The sequence below is a fragment of the Cellulomonas sp. ATA003 genome (assembly GCF_031582905.1).
In the GTDB taxonomy this organism is placed as follows: domain Bacteria; phylum Actinomycetota; class Actinomycetes; order Actinomycetales; family Cellulomonadaceae; genus Pengzhenrongella.
Map to the genome: position 1 here is coordinate 1,830,415 of NZ_CP133990.1, position 22,717 is coordinate 1,853,131.

At 72.8% G+C, this 22,717-nt stretch carries 16 protein-coding genes and 4 pseudogenes; 16 read left to right on the plus strand and 4 right to left on the minus strand.

What is annotated here, in order from left to right; translation table 11 throughout:
• The 8 genes and pseudogenes from REH70_RS08925 to REH70_RS08960 form a co-directional block, all read left to right on the plus strand.
• A pseudogene (locus REH70_RS08925) lies at positions 1–2,084 on the plus strand (bifunctional aldolase/short-chain dehydrogenase).
• A gap of 144 nt (positions 2,085–2,228) precedes the next feature.
• Positions 2,229–3,683: a rhamnulokinase family protein gene (locus REH70_RS08930; protein ID WP_310753811.1), complete on the plus strand. Its 1,455-nt coding sequence runs from the start codon at positions 2,229–2,231 to the stop codon at positions 3,681–3,683.
• A gap of 50 nt (positions 3,684–3,733) precedes the next feature.
• Positions 3,734–4,186: a hypothetical protein gene (locus REH70_RS08935; RefSeq protein WP_310753813.1), complete on the plus strand. Its 453-nt coding sequence runs from the start codon at positions 3,734–3,736 to the stop codon at positions 4,184–4,186.
• Between the two features lie 121 nt (positions 4,187–4,307).
• Positions 4,308–5,093, plus strand: a complete 786-nt coding sequence (locus REH70_RS08940) for a 3-ketoacyl-ACP reductase (RefSeq protein WP_310753814.1) — start codon at positions 4,308–4,310, stop codon at positions 5,091–5,093.
• A gap of 96 nt (positions 5,094–5,189) precedes the next feature.
• On the plus strand, positions 5,190–6,755 hold the full coding sequence (locus REH70_RS08945; protein ID WP_310753815.1) for an FAD-binding protein: 1,566 nt from the start codon (positions 5,190–5,192) through the stop codon (positions 6,753–6,755).
• On the plus strand, positions 6,755–7,258 hold the full coding sequence (locus REH70_RS08950; RefSeq protein WP_310753817.1) for a hypothetical protein: 504 nt from the start codon (positions 6,755–6,757) through the stop codon (positions 7,256–7,258). Before REH70_RS08945 ends, REH70_RS08950 begins: the two co-directional genes overlap by 1 nt.
• An 84-nt stretch (positions 7,259–7,342) precedes the next feature.
• Entirely contained in the window at positions 7,343–7,669 is a 327-nt protein-coding gene (locus tag REH70_RS08955; protein WP_310753818.1) for a hypothetical protein, read from the plus strand.
• Positions 7,670–7,863: 194 nt separating this feature from the next.
• Positions 7,864–8,394: pseudogene (locus tag REH70_RS08960) on the plus strand (SGNH/GDSL hydrolase family protein); the annotation flags it as partial.
• Between the two features lie 231 nt (positions 8,395–8,625).
• On the opposite strand, the pseudogene REH70_RS08965 reads toward REH70_RS08960, so the two are convergent.
• From REH70_RS08965 to REH70_RS08980, 4 genes and pseudogenes are all read right to left on the minus strand, one after another.
• Positions 8,626–9,268 (minus strand): annotated as a pseudogene (locus REH70_RS08965) (DNA alkylation repair protein).
• A gap of 437 nt (positions 9,269–9,705) precedes the next feature.
• Positions 9,706–10,583 (minus strand): annotated as a pseudogene (locus tag REH70_RS08970) (sugar phosphate isomerase/epimerase family protein).
• Positions 10,584–10,657: 74 nt separating this feature from the next.
• Positions 10,658–11,821 carry a Gfo/Idh/MocA family oxidoreductase gene (locus tag REH70_RS08975; RefSeq protein ID WP_310753819.1) on the minus strand — a complete coding sequence of 388 codons (1,164 nt, stop codon included), beginning with the start codon at positions 11,819–11,821 and terminating at the stop codon, positions 10,658–10,660.
• Positions 11,822–12,003: 182 nt separating this feature from the next.
• Positions 12,004–13,035 (minus strand): LacI family DNA-binding transcriptional regulator, encoded by a 1,032-nt coding sequence (locus tag REH70_RS08980; RefSeq protein WP_310753820.1) that lies wholly within the window; start codon positions 13,033–13,035, stop codon positions 12,004–12,006.
• 243 nt (positions 13,036–13,278) lie between these two features.
• On the opposite strand from REH70_RS08980, the gene larC reads away from it, so the two are divergent.
• From larC to REH70_RS09020, 8 genes are all read left to right on the plus strand, one after another.
• Positions 13,279–14,634, plus strand: coding sequence for a nickel pincer cofactor biosynthesis protein LarC (larC, locus tag REH70_RS08985; protein WP_310753822.1), 1,356 nt, complete (start codon positions 13,279–13,281; stop codon positions 14,632–14,634).
• Between the two features lie 217 nt (positions 14,635–14,851).
• On the plus strand, positions 14,852–15,913 hold the full coding sequence (locus REH70_RS08990; protein WP_310753823.1) for a LacI family DNA-binding transcriptional regulator: 1,062 nt from the start codon (positions 14,852–14,854) through the stop codon (positions 15,911–15,913).
• An 80-nt stretch (positions 15,914–15,993) separates the two neighbouring features.
• The gene (locus tag REH70_RS08995) at positions 15,994–17,298 is read left to right on the plus strand and encodes an extracellular solute-binding protein (RefSeq protein WP_310753825.1); all 1,305 of its coding nucleotides are present in this window, start codon (positions 15,994–15,996) and stop codon (positions 17,296–17,298) included.
• A 243-nt stretch (positions 17,299–17,541) separates the two neighbouring features.
• Positions 17,542–18,384, plus strand: a complete 843-nt coding sequence (locus REH70_RS09000) for a sugar ABC transporter permease (RefSeq protein WP_310753826.1) — start codon at positions 17,542–17,544, stop codon at positions 18,382–18,384.
• 1 nt (position 18,385) lies between these two features.
• On the plus strand, positions 18,386–19,369 hold the full coding sequence (locus tag REH70_RS09005; RefSeq protein WP_310753828.1) for a carbohydrate ABC transporter permease: 984 nt from the start codon (positions 18,386–18,388) through the stop codon (positions 19,367–19,369).
• 185 nt (positions 19,370–19,554) lie between these two features.
• Positions 19,555–20,325 carry a glycosyl hydrolase family 32 gene (locus REH70_RS09010; protein WP_310753830.1) on the plus strand — a complete coding sequence of 257 codons (771 nt, stop codon included), beginning with the start codon at positions 19,555–19,557 and terminating at the stop codon, positions 20,323–20,325.
• Positions 20,326–20,555: 230 nt separating this feature from the next.
• A complete protein-coding gene (locus REH70_RS09015; RefSeq protein ID WP_310753832.1) occupies positions 20,556–21,935 on the plus strand; it encodes a GntP family permease in 1,380 nt (459 codons plus the stop codon).
• A 7-nt stretch (positions 21,936–21,942) separates the two neighbouring features.
• Complete coding sequence (locus tag REH70_RS09020) at positions 21,943–22,707, plus strand: SDR family oxidoreductase (RefSeq protein ID WP_310753834.1); 765 nt, start codon at positions 21,943–21,945, stop codon at positions 22,705–22,707.
• The last annotated feature ends 10 nt before the right edge of the window (positions 22,708–22,717 follow it).

Genomic DNA, 22,717 nt, shown 5'->3' on the forward strand with positions numbered 1-22,717 from the left:
ATGAGCGACACCACGAACCCCGCGCCGGCGACCGGTGGCTCGCCCGCCGAGCAGCTGATCGCCCGCTCCAACCGCCTCGGCGCCGACCCACGCACGACGAACTACGCCGGCGGCAACACCTCCGCCAAGGGCACCGAGACCGACCCGGTGACCGGGCAGCCGGTCGAGCTGCTCTGGGTCAAGGGCTCCGGCGGTGACCTCGGCACCCTCAAGGCCGCCAACCTCGCCGTCCTGCGCCTGGACCGCCTGCGCTCGCTCGTGGACGTCTACCCGGGGATCGACCGCGAGGACGAGATGGTCGCCGCGTTCGACTTCTGCCTGCACGGCAAGGGCGGCGCCGCTCCGTCGATCGACACCGCGATGCACGGGCTGGTCGACGCCGCGCACGTGGACCACCTGCACCCCGACGCCGGCATCGCCGTCGCCACCGCCGCGGACGGCGAGTCGCTCACCCGGGAGATCTTCGGCGACGCGGTCGCCTGGGTCCCGTGGCGCCGGCCCGGCTTCCAGCTCGGTCTCGACATCGCGGCCATCAAGGCCGCCCACCCGGAGGCGATCGGCTGCGTCCTCGGCGGGCACGGCATCACCGCCTGGGGCGACACCAGCGACGAGGCGGAGAGCCGGTCCCTGCGGATCATCGCGGAGGCCGAGGCGTTCATCGCCGGCCGCACCGCCGAGCTCGAGGCCCGCGGCGAGCACCCGTTCGGCGCCGTCGTCCCCGGGCGGGAGGCGCTGCCCGAGGCCGAGCGCCGCGCGAAGGCTGCCGCGCTCGCGCCGGTGATCCGCGGCCTGGCGAGCACCGACCGACCCCAGGTCGGTCACTTCACCGACTCCGACGTCGTCCTGGACTTCGTCGCGCGCGAGCGGCTGGCCCCGCTCGCCGAGCTCGGCACCTCGTGCCCGGACCACTTCCTGCGCACCAAGGTCAAGCCGCTCGTCGTCGACCTCCCCGCCGACGCGCCCGTCGACGACGTCGTCGCGCGGCTGGGTGAGCTGCACGCCGCGTACCGCGAGGACTACGCCGGCTACTACGAGAGCAACGCGACCCCGGACAGCCCCGCCATGCGCGGCGCGGACCCGGCGATCGTGCTGGTGCCCGGCGTCGGCATGTTCTCGTGGGGCAAGGACAAGCAGACCGCGCGGGTCGCGGGGAGTTCTACGTCAACGCGATCAACGTGATGCGCGGAGCCGAGGCGATCAGCACCTACGCGCCGATCGACGAGGCCGAGAAGTTCCGCATCGAGTACTGGGCGCTCGAGGAGGCCAAGCTCGCGCGCATGCCGAAGCCCAAGCCGCTCGCGACGCGCGTCGCGCTGGTCACCGGCGCCGGGTCCGGCATCGGCAAGGCCATCGCCGAGCGGCTCGCGGCCGAGGGCGCGTGCGTCGTCATCGCGGACCTCAACGTCGAGGGCGCGCAGGAGGTCGCCGACTCGCTCGGAGGGCCCGACGTCGCCGTCGCCGTCCGGGCCGACGTGACGTCCGAGGACGACGTCCGCGCGCTGGTCGACGCCGCGGCGCTCGCTTTCGGCGGGGTGGACCTCGTGGTCAACAACGCGGGTCTGTCCATCTCCAAGCCGCTGCTGGAGACCACCGCGAAGGACTGGGACCTCCAGCACGACGTCATGGCGAAGGGCTCATTCCTCGTGGCCCGTGAGGCGGCCCGCGCGATGATCGCGCAGGGGATGGGCGGCGACATGGTCTACATCGCCTCGAAGAACTCGCTGTTCGCCGGCCCAAACAACATCGCCTACTCGGCGACCAAGGCGGACCAGGCGCACCAGGTCCGGCTGCTCGCGGCCGAGCTCGGCGGGCACGGCATCCGCGTCAACGGGGTCAACCCCGACGGCGTGGTCCGCGGCTCGGGCATCTTCGCCGGCGGGTGGGGCGCCCAGCGCGCCGCCACCTACGGCGTCCCGGAGTCCGAGCTGGGCGCCTACTACGCCCAGCGCACGCTCCTCAAGCGCGAGGTGCTGCCCGAGCACGTGGCCGCCGCGGTCTTCGTGCTGACCGGGCCGGACCTCGTGCAGACCACCGGTCTGCACGTCCCGGTGGACTCCGGCGTCGCCGCGGCGTTCCTGCGGTAGCGGCGTGGCGACCACAGGCGACGTGCCCGACGGCGGGGCGCCGGACGAGCTCGTGCCCGACGACGCCGCGCGGGGGCGGGGCACGCCCCGGCCTTCGCCGCGGTCGACCTCGGCGCGTCCAGCGGGCGCGTCATCGTCGGCCGGGTGCAGGGCGACCCGGGGCGGCACCACGTCGAGCTCCACGAGGTCCACCGCTTCCCGAACACGCCGGTCGCCGTCGGGCGGGGTGCGGGGGACGGCGCCCCGACCCTGCACTGGGACGTCCTGGCGCTCTACCGCGGCGTCCTCGACGGGCTGCGGGTCGCGACGCGGACGTTCGGGACGCTCTCGGGCGTCGGGATCGACTCCTGGGCGGTGGACTATGGCTTGCTGGACGCGGACGGCGTCCTGCTCGGCAACCCGGTGCACTACCGCGACGCCCGGACCGACGGCGTCCCGGACCGGGTGTTCGCCACGGTCCCGGCAGCTGACCTGTACGCCCGCACCGGGTTGCAGGTCCAGCCGTTCAACACCGTGTTCCAGCTCGTGGCCACCGCCGGTAGCGCTCAGCTCGGCGCGGCCCGACGCCTGCTCCTGATCCCGGACCTGCTCGCGTACTGGCTCACCGGCGCGCAGGGCGCGGAGGTGACGAACGCGTCGACCACCGGTCTCCTGGACGTCACCACGCGCACCTGGGCGACCGACCTCGCCGCGGCGCTCGGGGTCGACACGGACCTGCTGCCACCGGTCCGTGAGGCCGGGAGCACGATCGGGACCGTGCGGCCGGAGGTGCTCGAGGCGCTCGGCCACGGCGCCCCGCTGCCGGTGTTCGCGGTCGGCTCGCACGACACCGCTTCCGCGGTGGTCGGCGTGCCCACCTCGGGCCCGGACGTCGCATACATCTCGTGCGGCACGTGGTCGCTCGTCGGTCTCGAGCTCGACGCGCCCGTCCTCACCGAGGAGAGCCGCGCGGCGAACTTCACCAACGAGCTCGGCGTGGACGGCACCGTCCGCTACCTGCGCAACGTCATAGGTCTGTGGGTCCTGCAGGAGGCGATCCGGACGTGGGAGGCCGCCGGCCTGCCCGCGGACCTCCACGACCTGCTCGACGACGCCGCCGGCATCCCGGCCCTCACCACGGTGGTCGACGTGGACGACGCCGCCTTCCTCCCGCCGGGCGACATGCCGGCGCGGATCGCAGCCGCCGCCGAGCGCACCGGCCAGACGCCCCCGGCGTCGCAGGCCGAGACGGTGCGCTGCATCCTCGACTCCCTGGCCCTGGCCTACCGGCGCGCCGTCCGGCAGGCCGGAGCGCTGGCCGCCCAGCCGGTCGACGTCGTGCACATGGTCGGCGGCGGGGTCCGGAACACGCTGCTCTGTCAGCTCACCGCGGACGCGACCGGCCTGCCGGTCGTCGCCGGCCCGGTCGAGGCAGCCGCGCTCGGCAACGTGCTGGTCCAGGCCCGGGGCGCCGGCGTCCTGACCGGCGACCTGGCCGCGCTGCGTGCGGTCGGCTCACGCGGTCACGAGATGTCCCGGTACACGCCTGGCGTCCTCGTGCCCGACGACGCCGCGTGGGACGCGGCGGAGCGCCGCGCGCACGGGGTCCACCACCGGTGACGGTGCGGCCGTCGCCACCGCCGGGCTCCCCGACGGTGGTCGCCTCGTCCGTGCTCGCGGCCCCGCCCGACGTCGTCTGGCGGGAGATCGGCACGATGGCCGGCGTCGACGCCGAGCTGTGGCCGTGGCTACGGATGACCGCGCCGCCCGGTGCCCGGCTGGACCCCGAGACGGTGGTCCTCGGCGAGCGCCTGTTCCGCAGCCGGTTACTGCTCGCCGGCGTGCTCCCGGTCGACTACGACGACCTCACCGTCGTCCACCTCGCCCCCGGGGAGTTCCTCGAGCGGTCGCGCATGCTCAGTGCCCCGGTGTGGGAGCACCACCGGACCGTGGTCGCGCACGACGGCGGGAGCCGGCTCTCCGACCGCGTGCGCTTCGAGCCTCGCCTGCCGTGGGCGAGCCGTCCGCACCGTGCGTTGGTCGCCGCCGTCTTCACCCACCGCCACCGCCGCCTGCGGCACCGGTTCGGCGACGCCGCGGCCGGGGCAACTCGCGCCGGCTGAGTCACCGCCCGCCGGGCTCGCCGGAAAGCGCTTGCCCGAAGCCCTCCCGTCATGCCAGGATCGACGCGCGCCTCCGCGGCGCGTACGGGCTCGATGACGAACCGACGAAGGGACACGTCCGATGGCGGCTGTGGCACTGGTGACCGGAGGCAACCGCGGGATCGGCCTGGGGATCACCCAGCGCCTGCTCGCCGACGGGTACGCGGTCTCGATCCTCGCGACCCGCGAGGAGCCGACGGACGTGCTGGCCGAGCTGCGTGAGCTCGCCGGCGCGGACGACCGCGTGCGCTACGTCCGGGGCTCCGTCGCTGAGCCGGACGACCACGCGCGCTACGTCCAGGACGCCGTCGACGCCTGGGGTCGCCTGGACGTGCTGGTGAACAACGCCGGCGTCGGCCCGACGGTCCGCGACGACATCCTCGACGCCGGCACCGAGAGCTTCGACCGCGTGCTCGGCATCAACCTGCGCGGCCCGTACTTCCTCACCCAGGCGTTCGCCCGCGCGGTGCTGGACCTGCGCGGCGAGCCGACCGGGACGCCCGACCGGCCGGTCGCCACGATCGTCAACGTCTCGTCGATCTCCGCCACGACGGTGTCGACCAACCGGGGCGACTACTGCATCTCCAAGGCGGGCGTCGCGATGGCGACCCAGCTGTGGGCCGCGCGCCTGGCACCCGAGGGCGTCGTCGTCTACGAGGTGCGGCCCGGCGTCGTCGCGACCGACATGACGGCCGGCGTGACCGAGAAGTACGACGCCCTCCTCGCGAACGGCCTGGCGCCGATGCCGCGCTGGGGCAAGCCGTCCGACGTCGGCGGTGCGGTCGCCATGCTGGTCCGCGGCGATGCCCCGTACTCGACCGGTGAGGTCTTCCACGTCGACGGCGGCATGCACATCGCCCGCCTCTGACCTCCGCCGTCACGCCGCACGACCAGCCGACGCACCGCACCACGCACCGCCCCGCCGCAGCACGCAGCACGCAGCACGCAGCACCGAGGAGACCCGATGACCACGCACGACCCGCAGACGTTCCGCATCGCCGGCCGCCCCGTGCCGGTCGTCACCGCGAACACGGTGGTGGTGGGCACCGGGTCGGCCGGGTTCTGCGCCGCGGACCGGCTGTGGGAGTTCGGCCAGACCGACGTCGTCATGGTGACCGACAAGGTCGGCGCCGGGGCCTCGCGCAACGCGGGCTCGGACAAGCAGACGTACTACAAGATGACGCTCTCCGGGGACGACGGCGACTCCGTGCGGGAGATGGCCGAGACGCTGTTCTCCGGCGGCGCGATGGACGGCGACAACGCGCTGTGCGAGGCGGCGCTCTCGGCCCGCGGCTTCCTGCGCCTGTGCGAGCTCGGCGTCCCGTTCCCGCAGAACCGGTACGGGGAGTTCATCGGCTACAAGACCGACCACGACCCGCGCCGCCGCGCGACGTCGGTCGGCCCGTACACGTCGCGCTCGATGGTCGAGCAGCTCGAGAAGAAGGTCGCCCGCAACGGCACCCGGATCTTCGACGACTGCCGCGTGGTCGACCTGCTGGTCGTCGACGGCGAGATCGCCGGCATGCTCGTGCTGCGCACCGATGTGAAGTCGGACCCGGACGACCCCGAGGCGGAGAGCCCGTTCATGCTCTTCCGCTGCACGAACATCGTCTACGCCACCGGGGGACCGGCGGGGCTGTACGCGACCCGGGTGTTCCCGAACGGGCAGTGGGGTGCGTCCGGCGCCGCCTACCGCGCCGGCGTGCACGGCAAGAACGTCACCGAGTGGCAGTTCGGCCTCGCGTCGATCAAGCCGCGCTGGAACGTCTCCGGGACGTACATGCAGGTGCTCCCGCGCTTCGTCTCCACGGACGCCGACGGCAACGACGAGCGCGAGTTCCTCACCGAGGGTATACCCGACTACGGGCGGCTGCTGTCCCTGGTGTTCCTCAAGGGCTACCAGTGGCCGTTCGACGTCCGGAAGGCGGTCGACGGCTCGTCCCTCATCGACCTGCTCGTGTACCGCGAGACGGTGCTGCGCGGGCGCCGGGTGTTCCTCGACTTCCGGAGCAACCCGGTGCAGGCCGAGCTCGACCCGAGCGCGCTGTCGGCCGAGGCGCATACGTATCTCGAGCGCGCCGACGTGCTGTTCGGGACGCCGATCGAGCGCCTGAAGAAGATGAACCTGCCCGCGTACGAGTTCTACCTGCAGAAGAACCCCTACGTGGACCTCGCCGAGGAGATGCTCGAGGTCGACGTGTGCGCCCAGCACAACAACGGCGGGCTCGTCGTGGACGCCTGGTGGCAGTCGAACGTCGCCGGGTTCTTCCCGGTCGGCGAGGCGGGCGGTGCGCACGGCGTCTACCGTCCCGGCGGCGCCGCCCTGAACAGCGGGCAGGTCGGGGCCACCCGGGCCGCGCAGTACATCGCGGTCCAGCGGGTCACGTCGCCGCCCGACGACGACGCCTTCACGGCTGCGGCCGAGCCGGTGCTCGCCGGTGCGCTCGACCTCATCGGCCGCGCGACTGCGCGCGCCGGGGCGGGGAGCCGGACAACACCGGTGACCTGCTGCGCGACGTCGGCGAGCTGATGAGCGCCAAGGCCGGTCCGGTGCGGTCGGCGCAGTCGATCCACGAGGCGCTGGTTCAGGTGCACGACTGGCTCGCGCGCTACGACGACCTCGTGAGCGCCGATGCGTCGTCGCGTCGCGCGGTCAACCGCACCTTTCTCGTCCGGGACATCCTCACCACGGCGTACGTCTACCTGTCGGCGATGGCCGACTACGTCGCGCACGGCGGGCGCTCACGTGGCTCGGTGCTCTACACCGACCCGGACGGCGACCTGCCCGTCGTCGGCCACGGTCCCGACGCCCGGACCGAGCTGGACCTGCCCGAGCTGTTCCGCTTCTCGCTCGACGGCGGCGCGCTCGACGGCGAGATCCAGGAGGCGGCGTGGAACCCCGCCGCCGACGGGAGCGAGGACGCCGCCGGCCGGGCCACCTTCGTCTGGCGCCCGGTGCGGCCCATCCCCGAGGACGACGACTTCTTCGAGAACGTCTGGCGCGAGTACCGCGAGCACCGCAACGTCTACTGACGCCGGCCCCACCGGCAGCAGCACGGCACCCCAGCACCACCAACTCAGCACACGGATCTCAGCACCACGAGCAGGAGTGACCTCATGACGCGATGGGTGCGGACGGCGGTCGTCGGTGGGCCGGTACGGGCCCTAGGTGCGGTCGAGTGCGAGGCGACGCCCGACGGCGTCGTCCTGCACCGCCTCCCGGCCGCGTCACGCGCGCAGCTGCCGGACGACTTCGTGCGCATGTGCGAGGAGCAGCCGTCCGGCGTCCGCCTCGTGCTGCGCACCACTGCGCGCCGGATCGAGCTCGACGTGCGGGCGACGCGGACCCGCGTCGTCGGGCGTCCCGTGCCCGACGGCGGCCTGTACGACCTCGTCGTCGACGGCGAGCTCGCGGGCCAGGCCGGCGCGGGGAGTGCGGCGTGATCGACCTCGACCCGACGACAGGGGTCGCGACGGGCGGTCCGGGTCCGGTCACCGCGGTGGCGTTCCCCGAGCTGCCGCCCGGCGAGAAGGACGTCGAGATCTGGTTGCCGTACGGCGAGGTGACGCGCCTCGTCGGGCTGCGCACCGACGCCCCGGTGACGCGGGCGACCGGGACGGGCGGGCGCCCGCGGTGGGTGCACCACGGCAGCTCGATCAGCCACGGCGCGGACGCGGACTCCCCGACCGGGATCTGGCCCGTGGTCGCCGCGCGCCGCGCCGGGCTCGACCTGGTGAACCTCGGGCTTTCCGGCAATGCGGTGCTGGACCCGTTCACCGCCCGGGCGATCCGCGACCAGCCGGCGAACCTCATCACGCTCAAGCTCGGCATCAACGTGGTCAACCACGACTGCTTCCGTCGGCGTACCTTCGCCCCCGCGGTCGACGGCTTCCTCGACACGATCCGTGAGGGTCACCCGACGACGCCGATCGTGGTCATCTCCCCGATCCTGTGCCCGATGGTCGAGGACGCCCCGGGTCCGACGTCGATCGACCCGGCGTCCCCCGGCGACGCACCCGTGTTCCGCACCGTGGGGCGCCCGGAGGAGGTCGCAGAAGGCAAGCTCAGCCTCCGCGCGATCCGGGCGACCCTGGCCGACGTCGTCGCCCGTCGCTCTGCGGTTGACCCGTACCTGACGTACCTCGACGGGCTCGAGCTCTTCGGCCCCGTGGAGTGGGATGCGATGCCCATGCCGGACCTGCTGCACCCGGACGCGACCGGCCAGCGGCACATCGGCGAGCGGTTCGCCGAGCTGCTGCCGGGCCTCGTGCCGGGGCTGGCCCGCGCTGGTGCACGTCCGCTGGCGGGGCGAGCTCGGGCGCCGGCGCGGGTACGCAGGCCGGCGCGCGCGCAAAGGCCGGGCTGCACTGACGCGGCCCCGCCGGGCGTGCCGCGGTCGTCAGGCGTTCTGCCGGCGCACCATCTCGCCGATCCAGGCCGGCGCGTACGGCGACGTGCAGTTCGGGGAGTGGGGTAGTCCTCGAGCACGCCGAGGCTCTCGCCGATCGCGATCGCCCGCGCGCGGTGCTGGGCGTGCGTGATCCCGATCTGCGCGAGGCAGGTGTTCATCGCCCACTGCAGGCGGTCGGTCGCGTCGCGCATCTCGACTTCGATGACGTCGAGGAGCCGGCCGAGGTCGAGGCCGTCCGGGTTCTTGACCACCCGGTCGCTGGTGAGCGCCCAGCCCGCGCTGGCGACCACGGGGTCGGGGTCCGCGGACCACGCGAGGCGTAGCGCCTCGGCGTGGGGCTCCTTCTCACCACGTAGCCGACGAGCCAGTCGTGCACCTTGGGGCGGCGCGCCTCGCGCAGCATGGCGTCCAGCTCGTCCCGCTCGAGCGCCTTCGGTCGGTAGATGAGGACGGCGACCAGTCGCGCGGCGGTATCCTGCGTCGCCCAGAGCTCGCGGGCGAGCGCGGGCTGCGTGCCCAGCCGCTTCGCGAGGGCGCGCAGCTGGGTGAGGTTCACGCCGTGGTCGTCGCCGTGCCGTTCGTTCACCGCGCGTGCCCTCGGGTCGTCGAGAGCGGCCAGCTCGGCCCTCACCTCGGCGAGGGTCGCCCCGGTCGGTGCCGTCGCGGTGCCGGACCGTCCAGTCGCCGCCGTCGTCTTCGCGGTGTTCGTCGTCCCGGCCACGCCAAGCCCCTCTCGTCGCCTCGGCCTCGCAGCCTAGCTCCGCGGAGCGGACGTGCCTCCAGCGCGTGAAAGCGGCGCATGCGGTGATCCGTCGTGCAGGCGGAGATCATCCTGGCTCAGTACGCACCGGACCACCGCCGCGACGTCCTGACCGACCCTGACAACGCCGGCGACGACGAACGCGGCACACCACGCAGGTCATGACGGCCTGAGGAAGGGTCGCCGGAACGGGGAGGGCGAATGCGCGCACGACGTCGTCGCGCGTCGTCGTCGTCCACGGAGATGCGCATGCGGCCGGGACGCGGCCGCATGCGCATCATCGGAAGACGACGACGGCTACGGCGACATCAGCCGGCCGCAGCGACCAGCCCCGGCAGCACGTGCCGCGTGTAGCGTTCCGTGATGGTGGCGAGCACCTCGTCGCCCGGGGTGTCCCAGATCGCCTGGTTGAAGATCTCGACCTCCACGTCGCCCGTGTACCCAGCGGCGGTGACCCACCGGCTGATGGTCGCGAAGTCGACGTACCCGTCGCCCATGTACCCGCGGGACAGCAGGGCGTCGGCCGCGAGCGGCAGGTTGAAGTCGCACACCTGGTACGACGCGAGTCGGCCCTGCGCCCCGGCGCGCATGATCTGCGCCTCCAGGTCGGGATCCCACCACACGTGATAGGTGTCGACGACGACGCCCACCGCGTCGGCGGGGAACGGCTCCGCGAGGTCGAGCGCCTGGCCCAGCGTCGAGATGACCGCGCGGTCGGCCGCGAACATCGGGTGCAGCGGCTCGAGCACCAGCCGGACGCCGTGCTCCTGCGCGAAGGGCACGAGGTCGGCGATCCGGTCCGCGACGCGCCCCGCGCCGCCACGAGGTCACGGTCGCCGCCGGGCACGGGCGGGGACGCCGGTGCGCCGGCAGCCGGGAGACCGCCGACGACCATGATCAGCTCGGACGTCCCCAGCGTCGCGGCCTCGACCACCGCCGCGCGGTTGTCCTCGAGGGCCGCCGCGCGTCCGGCGTCGTCGACGGCGGTCAGGAAGCCGCCGCGGCACAGCGAGGAGACGCGCAGGCCGGCGTCGGCGACGCGGGACGCCGCCTCCGCCAGACCCGCCTCGGCCACGCGGTCGCGCCACAGGCCGATGGCACCGAGGCCGGCGCGCACCGTGCCGTCCACCGCTTCGGCGAGGGTCCACGCCTTGGTGGTCGCGGTGTTGAGCGACAGCCGCGAGATGTCACCGCCCGCCGCGACATCCGCACCCTCGGCGTCGCCGGACGGCCCGAACGCCTCCACGACGGCTCCGCTGCTCACAGGGAGATCGCGGGGATCTCGAGACGACGCCCCTCCGCGGAGGACTGCAGGCCGAGCTCGGCGAGCTGCACACCGCGCGCCGCGGACAGCAGGCCGAAGCGGTGCTCGCGCCCGGCGACGACGTCGCGCAGGAACTCCTCCCACTGCAGCTTGAAGCCGTTGTCGAGGTCGCCGTTCGCCGGCACCTCGAGCCACTGGTCGCGGAAGGACTCGGTCACCGGCAGGTCCGGGTTCCACACCGGCTTCGGCGTGTGCGCGCGCTGCTGGGCGACGCACTTGTTGAGCCCCGCGACGGCCGAGCCGTGCGTGCCGTCGACCTGGAACTCGACGAGCTCGTCGCGGTAGACGCGCACGGCCCAGGAGGAGTTGATCTGCGCGACCACCGGGTCACCGGCGGGCGTCTCGACCTCGAAGATGCCGTACGAGGCGTCGTCCGCGGTTGCGTCGTAGGCGTTGCCCTGCTCGTCCCAGCGGGTGGGGATGTGCGTCGCCGTCTTCGCGACGACGGACTTCACGTCGCCGAGGATGCCCTCGAGCACGTAGTTCCAGTGGCAGAACATGTCGACGGTCATGCCGCCGCCGTCCTCCTTGCGGTAGTTCCAGCTGGGCCGCTGGGCCGCCTGGACCTCGCCCTCGAAGACCCAGTAGCCGAACTCGCCGCGCAGGGACAGGATGCGGCCGAAGAACCCTTCGTCCACCAGGCGACGCAGCTTGACCAGGCCCGGCAGGTACAGCTTGTCGTGCACGACGCCGGCCGTGATGCCCGTGTCGCGCGCGAGCCGCGCGAGCTCGATCGCCTCGTCGAGCGTCTCGGCGGTCGGCTTCTCGGTGTAGATGTGCTTGCCGGCCTTCATGGCGGCCGTCAGGGCCGCGGCACGGCGCGACGTCACCTGGGCGTCGAAGTAGATGTCGACGGACGGGTCGGCGATCACGGCGTCCGCGTCGGTGGTCCAGTGCTCGATGCCGTGCTGCTCCGCGATCTCGCGGATCTTGGCCTCGTTCCGGCCGACCAGGATCGGCTCGACCTGGACGCGCGTGCCGTCCGTGAGCTCGACGCCACCGGCATCCCGGATGGGGACGATCGACCGCAGCAGGTGCTGGCGGTACCCCATCCGCCCGGTGATCCCGTTCATCGCGATCCGAAGGACTGTCGAGGCCATGGTGTGTCTCCGAGTGGTTTGACCGGCGTTGAGGTGTGGCGCCTCGGGGAGTGCCGGACCGGCCACCGACCGGCGCGCGGCTCTCCATCGAGGAATGCGCTTTCCCGAGCCTACGGACGTCGGGTCCTCGTCGTCAAGCACTCACGAGGGGTCGACGCCGCTCGTTGCGAGCGTGCGGTCGGTCAGGCCGTGCGGTCGGGCGTGGACTCACGCAGCACGACGGTGCCCTCGACGTGGACCTGCCGCGGCTCGCCCGCCGACGTCGTCGCGAGGGCGAGCTCGGTCGCGGCGACGCCGACCTCGATGAGCGGGATGCGGACCGTGGAGAGCGCGGGGGTGATGTCGCGCAGCGTGACGATGTCGTCGAACCCGGCGACGCCGACGTCGCCGGGCACGCTCACGCCCAGGTCGCGCGCGGCCGCGATGGCGCCGACCGCCATGACGTCGTTGACGGCGAAGACCACGTCGACGTCGGGGGAGTCCGCGAGGAGCCGCCGCATGCCGTCGTAGCCGCCGTCACGCGTGAATTCGCACTCGACCACGACGGCGGGGTCGACCGGCGTGCCGAGCTCCGTCAGCGCGTCGCCGAAGCCGGTGCGCCGGTCGCGCGCGGTGAGGTGGTTGGCCGGACCACCGAGGACGGCGAACCTCCGGTAGCCCCGGCCGTGCAGCGCGCGGGCGAGGTCGGCCGCGCCCCGACTGTTCTCGATGACCACCGAGTCGACGTCGAGCAGAGGCTGCCCGACGAGCGCCACGGATCCGCCTGCCCGGCGGAAGTCGACGAGCGACCGGCGCATGTGGTCGTTGGCCTCGGCGTCGTCCAGGCGACCACCGACGACGATGATCGCCCGCGCGCGCTGACGGGTGAGGACCTCGACGAACCGCGGTTCGCGGGACGCGGTGTGCTGGGTGCTCGCGAGCGTGACCGCGAGGCCGGCACGCTCGGCGGCGAGCGACACCCCGGCGGCGATCGACGAGAAGTACGGGTCGGCGATGTCGTGGACGATCAGGCCGATGGACGTCGTCTGGCCCCGGGCCATGGCCTGGGCGTTGGCGTCCGGGAAGTAGCGCAGCCGCTCGGCGGTCGCCAGCACGCGCTCGCGCAGGTCGTCGCGGACGGTGCGGTTCGCGCTGCCGTTGATCGCCCGGGAGGCGGTGGCCAGGGACACGCCCGCCTCGCGCGCGACCTGGCTCAGGGTGACGGGTCCTGCCATGCGGTCCAGGGTACTGGAAAGGGCTTCCCCGCGGGACCGTTCCCACCGGGGCGAGAGCCGGCGGCGGGGGCGGGGTCGGAGCCGGCGGCGGGGGCGGGCGCCGGGGCGGCCGAGGCGGGCGCCGGGGGCGGCCGGCGCACACCCTCGACTGCTCACCACCTCCGGCCCGGTAGCCTCGGGCCGGCCCGCGCGACCGACCGGGCGGGCGAGCACGCCGGTGCTCATGACGGAGAGGCGCCGACCATGGCTGCGGGGCTGATGTGGATCGACGCCTCGGCGGGGGTCGCGGGGGACATGCTGCTGGGAGCAGTGGTCGACGCCGGCGTCCCGCTCGCGACGCTCCAGGCGGCGGTGGACACTGTCATCCCCGGCTCGGTGCGGCTCACCGAGCACGAGGTGAGCCGCGCGGGTCTGCGCGCGACCAAGGTCGAGGTCGAGGTGCTCGTCGACGACCCGCCGCACCGCAGCTGGACCACGATCCGCGGGCTGCTCGACGACGCAGGCCTGCCCGACGGCGTCCGCGCCCGCGCCCTCGCGGCGTTCGGCCGCCTCGCCGACGCCGAGGGCCGTGTGCACGGCGTGCCGCCCGAGAGCGTCCACTTCCACGAGGTCGGCGCGCTCGACGCGATCGCCGACGTGGTCGGCAGCTGCGCGGGCGTCGAGGCGCTCGGGGTCGGGACCGTCGTGGTGTCGCCCGTCGCCCTCGGGTCCGGCACGATCCGCGCCCACCACGGAGAGCTGCCCGTGCCGGCGCCCGCCACGCTCGAGCTGTCGCGCGGCTGGGACGTGCTCGCCGGCGGTCAGGGCGAGCTCGCCACGCCGACCGGCCTCGCCCTGGTCACGTCCCTGGCCGGCGCGTCCGGTCCGCTACCCGCCCTTCGGGTCGAGACCTCGGGCGTCGGGGCCGGGACGCGTGACACGCACGGTCGGGCGAACGTGGTCCGCGTCGTCGTCGGGCAGCCGGCGCCGACCCACGCGCGACCCGCGACGTCGTCGACCCCGGCCGGGACCGACCACCCCGGGGGGCACCCCGACGGCGTCCGCGCCGCCGTCGTGCTCGAGGCGAACGTCGACGACCTCGACCCGCGGCTGTGGCCGGTCGTGCTGGACCGGTTGCTCGCGGTCGGCGCGTGGGACGCCTGGTTGACGCCGATCCTCATGAAGAAGGGGCGCCCGGCGCACACCCTGCACGTCCTCGGGTCCCCGGACGCGGCCGACGCGCTCGGGGCGGTCGTCCTGTCGGAGACCACGACCCTCGGGCTGCGCCGCGTCGACGTGACCCGGGAGTCCGTCGAGCGCGGCTGGGTCACCGTGGCCGTCCCGATCTCCGGCGACGGCGACGACGACTACGCGACGCGCACGAGCGCGGGCACGGCCGCTCGGGAGGACGACGCCGAGCCCGCACGGATCCGCATCAAGGTGGGCCACCGCGCGGGGCGCGTGGTCCAGGCCATGCCCGAGTTCGACGACGTCGGCGCGGTGGCGCGGCGCACGGGGCTCCCCTCACGCGTCGTCCTCGACCGGGCCCGCGCCGCCGCGACCACGGCCGGTCTCGAGCCCGGTGCCGCGTGGCCCACGGCGACGTCCGGCGCCGACTGAGCGGCACCGATCCACCGGTCCCGGTCCACCGGCCCCGATCCCACCGAGGAGCACCACGCCGGACGGGGCCACCACGCCGTCGACCCGGGCGACCCGGCGACGGCCCCGCCTGTCCCACCGTGCGGACACGGTTGGGTCACGACCATTGACACCCCTCAGCGCGGACCGGCACGATCCCTCTATCTGGTCAATCGGTTTAGCAGGTCGAGGGGTCGCGATGAAGCGGGTCGGCATCAGGGACGTCGCGCGGGAGGCGGGCGTCTCCACGTCGACGGTCTCGCTCGTCCTGAGCGGCAAGACCCAGGCGCGCATCCCGACGGCGACGCGCGAGCGCGTCCACCGCATCGCGGCGGAGATCGGGTACGCGCCGAACTCCCTCGCCCGCGGCCTGCGCACGCGGCGGACCCACACGATCGGCCTGGTGTCCGACCAGATCGCGACCACCCCCTACGCCGTGCACATGATCGAGGCCGTCCAGGACGTCGCCCGGGAGCAAGGCTTCTTGCTGTTCCTGGTCAACACGGGGTCGGACGCGGAGGTCGAGGCGGCGTCGGTGGAGGCGCTGCTGGCCCACCAGGTCGACGGCCTGGTGTACGCGTGCATGTGGCACCAGGTGGTGACGCCGCCGCCCGGACTGCCGGAAGGCACGGTGTTCCTCGACGCCCGGCCGGCGTCGGGTGGCTTCCCGGCCGTCGTCCCGGACGACCACGGCGGGGCGGTCGCCGCGGTCCGTGAGCTGGTGGCCCAGGGGCACCGCCGCATCGGCTATCTCGCGGCCGACGCCCACCCTCTGCCCATCGCGTCCCGCCTGCGGTGGGAGGGGTACACCGAGGTCCTGCGGGAGTCCGGCATCACGCCCGACCCCCGGCTGTGCGTCCGCGTGCCCTCGTCGACGGCTGCCGGCGGCGTCGAGGCCGCGGGACGGCTGCTCGACCTCCCCGCAGATGCCCGGCCGACCGCGCTGTTCTGCTTCAACGACCGCGTCGCCATGGGGGCCTACCGGGCCGCGCGCCACCGAGCCCTGGAGATCCCGCGCGACCTGTCCGTCGTCGGGTTCGACGACCAGGAGCTGATCGCCGCTGCTCTGGACCCACCCCTGACCACGGTCGCCCTGCCCCACTACGCGATGGGGCGCTGGGCGATGGAGGTCCTGCTGGGCCTGCGTCCCGCTCCGACGACAGCGGACGGCGTCGAGCTGATGCCGTGCCCGCTCGTCCGTCGGGAGTCCGTTGCCCCGCCGCCGGCCCACGAGAGGACGCCGACCGACGACGGGGACTGACACAGCACATGGGCGTCGCCGGACGCCCACCAACCGGAAGGCCCGACCTGCCAGTCGGGCCTCCAAGGAGAGGACACACGATGAAGCGCACATCCTCGTTCACCATGCTAACGATGGCCGCCGCGTCGGCGACCGTGCTGGCCGCCTGCGGCCAGGCCGGCCAGTCCGACGACGGCGGGGGCGGTGGAGGCGGTGACGGTGGCACGACCGAGCTGACGATGTGGACGCACTCGGCCGGCAACGAGGCCGAGCTCGCCGTCTACGAGCAGATCATCAGCGACTTCAACGGCTCGCAGGACCAGTACGAGGTCGTCATGGAGTCGTTCCCACAGGGCGCGTACAACGACGCGATCGTGGCCGGTGCGGCGGCGGGCGACTTGCCCTGCCTGCTCGACATGGACGGCCCGATCGTCCCGAACTGGGCCTGGGCCGGCTACATCCAGCCGCTGGGCCTCTCCGACGAGATCATCGACAGCCTGCTGCCCACCGCCGTGGGTCGGTACCAGGACGAGGTGTACTCGGCCGGGTACTGGGACGCGGCGCTGTCGGTGTTCGCCCGGGAGTCCGTGCTCACCGAGAACGGCATCCGCATCCCGACCGTGGCCGAGCCCTGGACCCTCGAGGAGTTCGACGCGGCGCTCGTGACGCTCCAGGGCGCGGGCTACGAGACCCCGCTCGACATCGGGGCCGAGGACACGGGCGAGTGGTACCCGTACGCCTACTCACCCATGCTGCAGAGCGCCGGCGGGGACCTCGTCGACCGTGACACGTACCTGACGGCCGACGGCGCGCTCAACGGCCCGGAGGCGGTGGAGTTCTTCGAGTGGTTCCAGAGCGTGTTCGACCGGGGCCTGGCGAGCAACTCGGGCACGGTCGGCAACGCGGAGTTCAACAGCGACGAGGCCGCGCTCAGCTACACCGGCGTGTGGAACGCGATGGAGTCGCTGGAGGCCGTCGGCGACGACCTGCTGATCCTGCCGCCTCCGGACCTGGGCGAGGGCCCCAAGATCGGCGGGGCGTCGTGGCAGTGGGGGATCTCCGAGTCGTGCGACGCGGCTGACGGCGCTCGTGAGTACCTCGAGTTCAGCTTCCAACCCGAGTACATCGCCCAGTTCGCCGACAACCAGGTCGTCATCCCCGCCACGGCCGAGGCGGAGGAGCTCTCGGAGATGTTCGGCGAGGGCGACCCGCTCCAGCCGTTCGTCGAGCTGTCCCAGGAGTTCGCCGTCCTGCGCCCGCCGACGCCGGCCTACCCGGTGATCTCGAGCGTCTTCGAGCGCGCCGCGAAGGACATCATGAGCGGCGCGGACGTCCAGTCGACCCTCGACGACGCCGTCCAGGAGATCGACGCCAACATCCAGTCCAACGACGGGTACGGCTTCTAGCCGACGTCTCGAGCGGCGGCCCGGGGCGAGGGCGCCCCGTCGACCGGTCCGGTGGTGCGCGCAGGCACGCCACCGGACCGTCCGGAGGCCACAGCGCCCCGGTCCGCCGGAACGGATGTGCACGATGACCATCCCCACCCAGCAGGTCAGCCCGCAGTCCCTGCCGGCCGACGAGCGCCCCGACTCCCGACGACGGCGTCGCAGCGCCTCGCGGGCGCGCGGGGGTCGCGATCCGCCTACGCCATGGTCGCCCCGGCGACCTTCCTGCTCGTCCTGTTCCTCATCATCCCGGTGCTGCTCGCGTTCGGCCTGTCCTTCACCAACGCCCGTCTCATCTCGCCCAACCCGCCGCGTTTCGTCGGCCTGGACAACTTCGTCCGGGCGTTCACGGCCGACCCGACCTTCCTGCGGTCGTTCGTCAACACGTTCGTCTTCGCCGCGGTCGTCGTCCCGGTGCAGGCCGCGCTGGCGCTGCTCATGGCGATCCTGGTCAACCAGAAGCTCCGCGGGGTGACCTGGTTCCGGGTGATCTTCTTCGTGCCCGTGGTCACCTCGATCGTCGTCATCTCGATCCTGTGGGACTTCATGTACCAGGGTGACGGCCTCATCAACTCGATGATCGACACCCTGACCTTCGGTGCCTTCCAGGGCACCGACTGGCTGAGCAACACGGACACCGCGCTGGGCGCCATCATCGTCCTGTCGATCTGGCAGGCCGTCGGCTTCCACATGATCATCTGGCTCTCGGGACTGCAGACGATCCCCGAGGAGCTCTACGAGGCCGCTCGCATGGACGGCGCCAACGCCTGGCAGCAGTTCAAGGACGTCACCTGGCCGGGGCTGCGCTCGACGATGGTCTTCATCCTCGTGACCATCACCATCGCCGCGCTCGGGCTCTTCGTCCAGATCGACATCATGACGCAGGGCGGACCCCAGGACGCCACGACGACGCTCGTCTACCACGCCGTCCGCAAGGGGTACCGCGAGCAGGAAACCGGGTACGGGGCGGCCATCTCGCTCATCTTCTTCGTCATCGTCCTCGTCATCGCCCTGATCCAGCGGTACCTGACCCGAGAGAAGGACTGACATGTCGACGTCGACGACTGCTCGCGGCGACGCCGCCCGGGGTGGCCCCGCGCCGGGCGGCTCTTCCGGGAACGGCTCCGCGCGGGACTCCGCACGCCGGCGCGACGCCCACGACGCCGGGGCCCGCAAGCGCCGCCGGCTCGTCGTGGGGTACGTGCCCATGGTCCTGCTGGCGCTGTTCTTCCTGTTCCCGCTCGTGTTCATGTTCGTCTCGAGCCTCAAGCCGGACGCGCAGATCTTGGGCGACATCGGGTCGCCGCAGGCCTTCCTGCCGGTGGGCGACATCAGCACCCAGAACTACGTCGACGTGTTCGACCGCGTGCCGGTGCTGCGGTTCGTGCTCAACTCGGTCTTCGTCACCGTGATGATCGTGGGGCTGGGACTCATCATCAACAGCATGGCCGGGTTCGCGCTGTCGCGGCTCGAGTGGTCGGGACGCAAGGTGCTGCTCACCGTCATCATCGCGACCCTCATCGTGCCGTTCGAGACCATCGCGATCCCGATGGTCTACTGGGTCTCGAAGCTGCCGACCATCGTGTTCGAGAACGGCCTGCCGATGTACGACTTCGGCTGGCTCAACTCGTACCACGTGCAGATCGTGCCGTTCATCGCGAACGCGTTCTCGATCTTCCTGTTCACGCAGTACTTCTCCACGATCCCGAAGTCGTTCGACGAGGCGGCGCGCATCGACGGCGCGGGCTGGTTCACGATCTACCGACGGATCATCGTGCCGCTGTCCGGGCCGGCGTTCGCGACGGTCGCGATCCTCACGTTCCTGCCCGCGTGGAACCAGTACCTGTGGCCCCTCATGGTGGTCCAGCAGGAGGACCTGCGCCCGGTGATGGTCGGGATGCAGTACTTCTTCCAGATCAATCCCGCCTGGGGGAGGTCATGGCCTACACCTCGCTCATCACGCTGCCGGTGCTGGTCATGTTCCTGGCGTTCCAGCGGGCTTTCGTCAGCAGCATCGCCTCGAGCGGTGTGAAGGGATAGGGGGACCATGCTCCGACTCGCGGACCACTGGGTCTGGGACAGCTGGGGGCGCACGACGGCGTCCACCACCACCTGTTCTTCCTGCGCGCGTCACGCGCGCTGCACGACCCCGACCGGCGGCACCTGCGCGCGTCGGTCGGGCACGCCCGGTCGACCGACCTGCGGACCTGGGAGCTCATGCCCGACGCCCTGGTCGCCGCCGACGCCCCGGCGTGGGACGACCTCGCGACCTGGACCGGGTCCGTGGTGCGGGCGCCGGACGGGACGTGGCGGATGTTCTACACGGGCGTGAGCCGGGCGGACCGGGGACTCGTCCAACGGGTCGGTGTCGCAACGTCCGCGGACCTGACGACGTGGCACCGCGTCGGTGACGGACCGCTGCTCGAGGCCGATCCCCGGTGGTACGAGAAGCTCGACCTGGACGCGTGGACCGACGAGGCGTGGCGCGACCCCTTCGTGTTCGCCGACCCGGACGGTGACGGCTGGCACATGCTGCTCACCGCGCGGGTGCCTGACGGCGACCCGGCGGGCCGCAGCGTGATCGGCCACGCGACCAGCCCCGACCTCGAGCGTTGGGAGGTCCGGCCCCCGCTGAGCGCCCCGGCCGGCTTCGGCCAGCTCGAGGTGCCGCAGGTCGTCGTCGTCGACGGCCTGCCGGTGCTGGTCTTCTCCTGCTGGCCGGACCGGATGGCCCCCGCGCGGCGCGAGGGGTGGACGGGAGGCGGCGTCTGGGTGGTGGCGGGGGAGTCGCTCACCGGGCCGTGGGACCTCGACGCCGCGACCCCCTTCGACCACCCGAGCGTGTACGCCGCGCGGCTGGTCGAGCAGTCGCCGGGCAGCTGGGCGCTCCTCGGCTTCCGCGACACGGAGGACGGCGCGTTCGTCGGCGAGATCACCGACCCGCTGCCGGTCGTGCGCGACGGCGACCGGCTGCGGCTCGCGAGGTAGTCGCACCCGCGCCGAAGGGCGAGGGTGGGCACGGGGAGCGGGAGGAGGCGGGCCGGGCAGACCGTGCCCGCTCCTCCTGCGCTCGCCACGCCGGGTACCCGGTCACGGGCGCGGGGCACCGCGGCGTGACAGTCTCACGGTGACGGGCGGTCGCAGTCGCGGTCGCGGTCAGCCCGTCGCCGGACATCGCGCGCGGGTGCGCGACCACCACGACACCGACGGAGACCCCCGTGGAAGAGTTCACGCAGACACTCGGAGCGGGACCGCTGCTGGCGATCGCCGCCGCAGCGATCGCCCTCATCCTCCTGCTGGTCATCAAGTTCAAGCTGCACGCGTTCCTGACGCTGATCGTGGTCTCGCTCCTCACAGCCCTGGCCACCGGCATCCCGCTCCAGCTGATCTTCCCCACCCTGATCTCCGGGTTCGGCGGGACGCTCGGATCGGTCGCGCTACTCATCGGGCTCGGGGCCATGCTCGGCAAGCTCGTCGAGCACAGCGGCGGCGCCCGGGTGCTCGCGGAGAAGCTCGTGTCCGTCTTCGGCGAGAAGCGGGCGTCCTTCGCGCTCGGGCTCGCCTCGCTCATGCTCGGGTTCCCGATCTTCTTCGACGCGGGCCTCGTGGTCATGCTGCCGATCATCTTCGCGGTCGCCCGGCGCCTGGGCGGCGACAACGTCCTGCTGTACGGGATCCCGGCCGCCGCCGCCTTCTCGGTCATGCACGTCTTCGTCCCGCCGCACCCCGGCCCGGTCGCGGCGACCGAGCTCTACGACGCCAACCTCGGGCTCGTGCTCCTGGTCGGCGTGGTCCTCGCGCTGCCGGTCTGGTACGTCTCCGGGTACCTGTGGGGCAAGCGCGTCGGCCTGAAGTACCCGCTGCGCGTGCCGGCACTGTTCGGCTCCATCGACGAGGACCAGCCGAAGAACCCGCCGTCGGTCGGCACGGTCGTGGCCGTGCTGCTGCTGCCGCTCGTCCTCATCTTCATGAACACCGGCCTGGACGCCGCCGAGACCGCGGGCGCGGTCGACGGCGAGGCGACCTGGGCCCGGGCGCTCACCCTCATCGGGACGTCCGGGGTCGCGCTGCTCATCTCGGTGCTCGTCGCCGCGATCGTGCTCGGCACCCGCCGCGGCCAGACCGGTTCCGCGATCGAGAAGGTGCTCGACTCGTCCCTCGGGCCCGTGTCGTCCGTCATCCTCATCACCGGCGCGGGGGGCATGTTCGGTGGCGTGCTGCGGTCGTCCGGCATCGGGGACGCGCTGTCGTCCTCGCTGGAGTCGATCGGGCTGCCGGTCATCCTCGCCGCGTACGTCATCGCGGTGGTCCTGCGCCTCGCGCAGGGCTCGGCGACCGTCGCACTCGTCACCGCGGCCGGGCTCATGGCGCCGGCCGTCGCGGCGGGCGACTACAGCGCCCTGCAGATCGCCTGCATCGTGCTGGCGACGGCGGCCGGCTCCGTCTTCGCCAGCCACGTCAACGACTCCGGGTTCTGGCTCGTGGGCCGGCTCATGGGGATGGACGTCAAGACCACGCTGAAGACCTGGACCGTCCAGCAGACGATCGAGTCGGTCATGGCCTTCGCCCTCGTCTCCCTGATCTTCGTCATCGTCTAGGGGACCGGTGAACCTCTTCGACGTCACCGACCGGCTGGCGCTCGTCACCGGCTCGTCGCGGGGTCTGGGCCGCACGCTCGCGACCGGTCTGGCGGATGCCGGCGCGCGCGTGGTCCTGCACGGGCGCGACGCCGATGCGCTGGCCCGGTCCGCCACCGAGGTCGAGGAACGCACCGGACGCGCACCGGGGACGGTCGCCTTCGACGTGACCGACGCCGCGGCGGTGGACGCGGGGGTCGGGGCGGTCCTCGCCGAGCACGGGGTGCCGGACATCCTGGTCAACAACGCCGGGATCCAGCGGCGGGCGCCGTTCCTCGACGTCTCCGTCGCCGACTGGGACGACGTCGTGGCGACCAACCTGTCCAGCGCCTTCTACGTGTCCCGGGCGGTCACCCGGCCGATGGCGGAGCGCGGCTCGGGCAAGGTCGTCCACATCGCGTCGGTGCAGTCCCGGCTGGCCCGGCAGACCATCGCGCCGTACTCGGCGACGAAGGGCGGGATCGCCTCGCTCACCCAGGGCATGGCCGCCGACCTCGCACGGTTCGGCATCCAGGTGAACGCGCTGTCCCCGGGCTACTTCGCCACCGACATGAATGCCGACCTGGTCGCCGACGAGGCCTTCACCGCCTGGGTCGTCGGGCGCACGCCGGCCGGGCGGTGGGGCCGGGTCGAGGAGCTGGTCGGCACGCTGCTGTACCTGTGCTCGGACGCATCGACGTTCGTCTCCGGCCAGAACATCGTGGTCGACGGCGGCATGACGGCAGTCCTGTGACCGCCGCGAC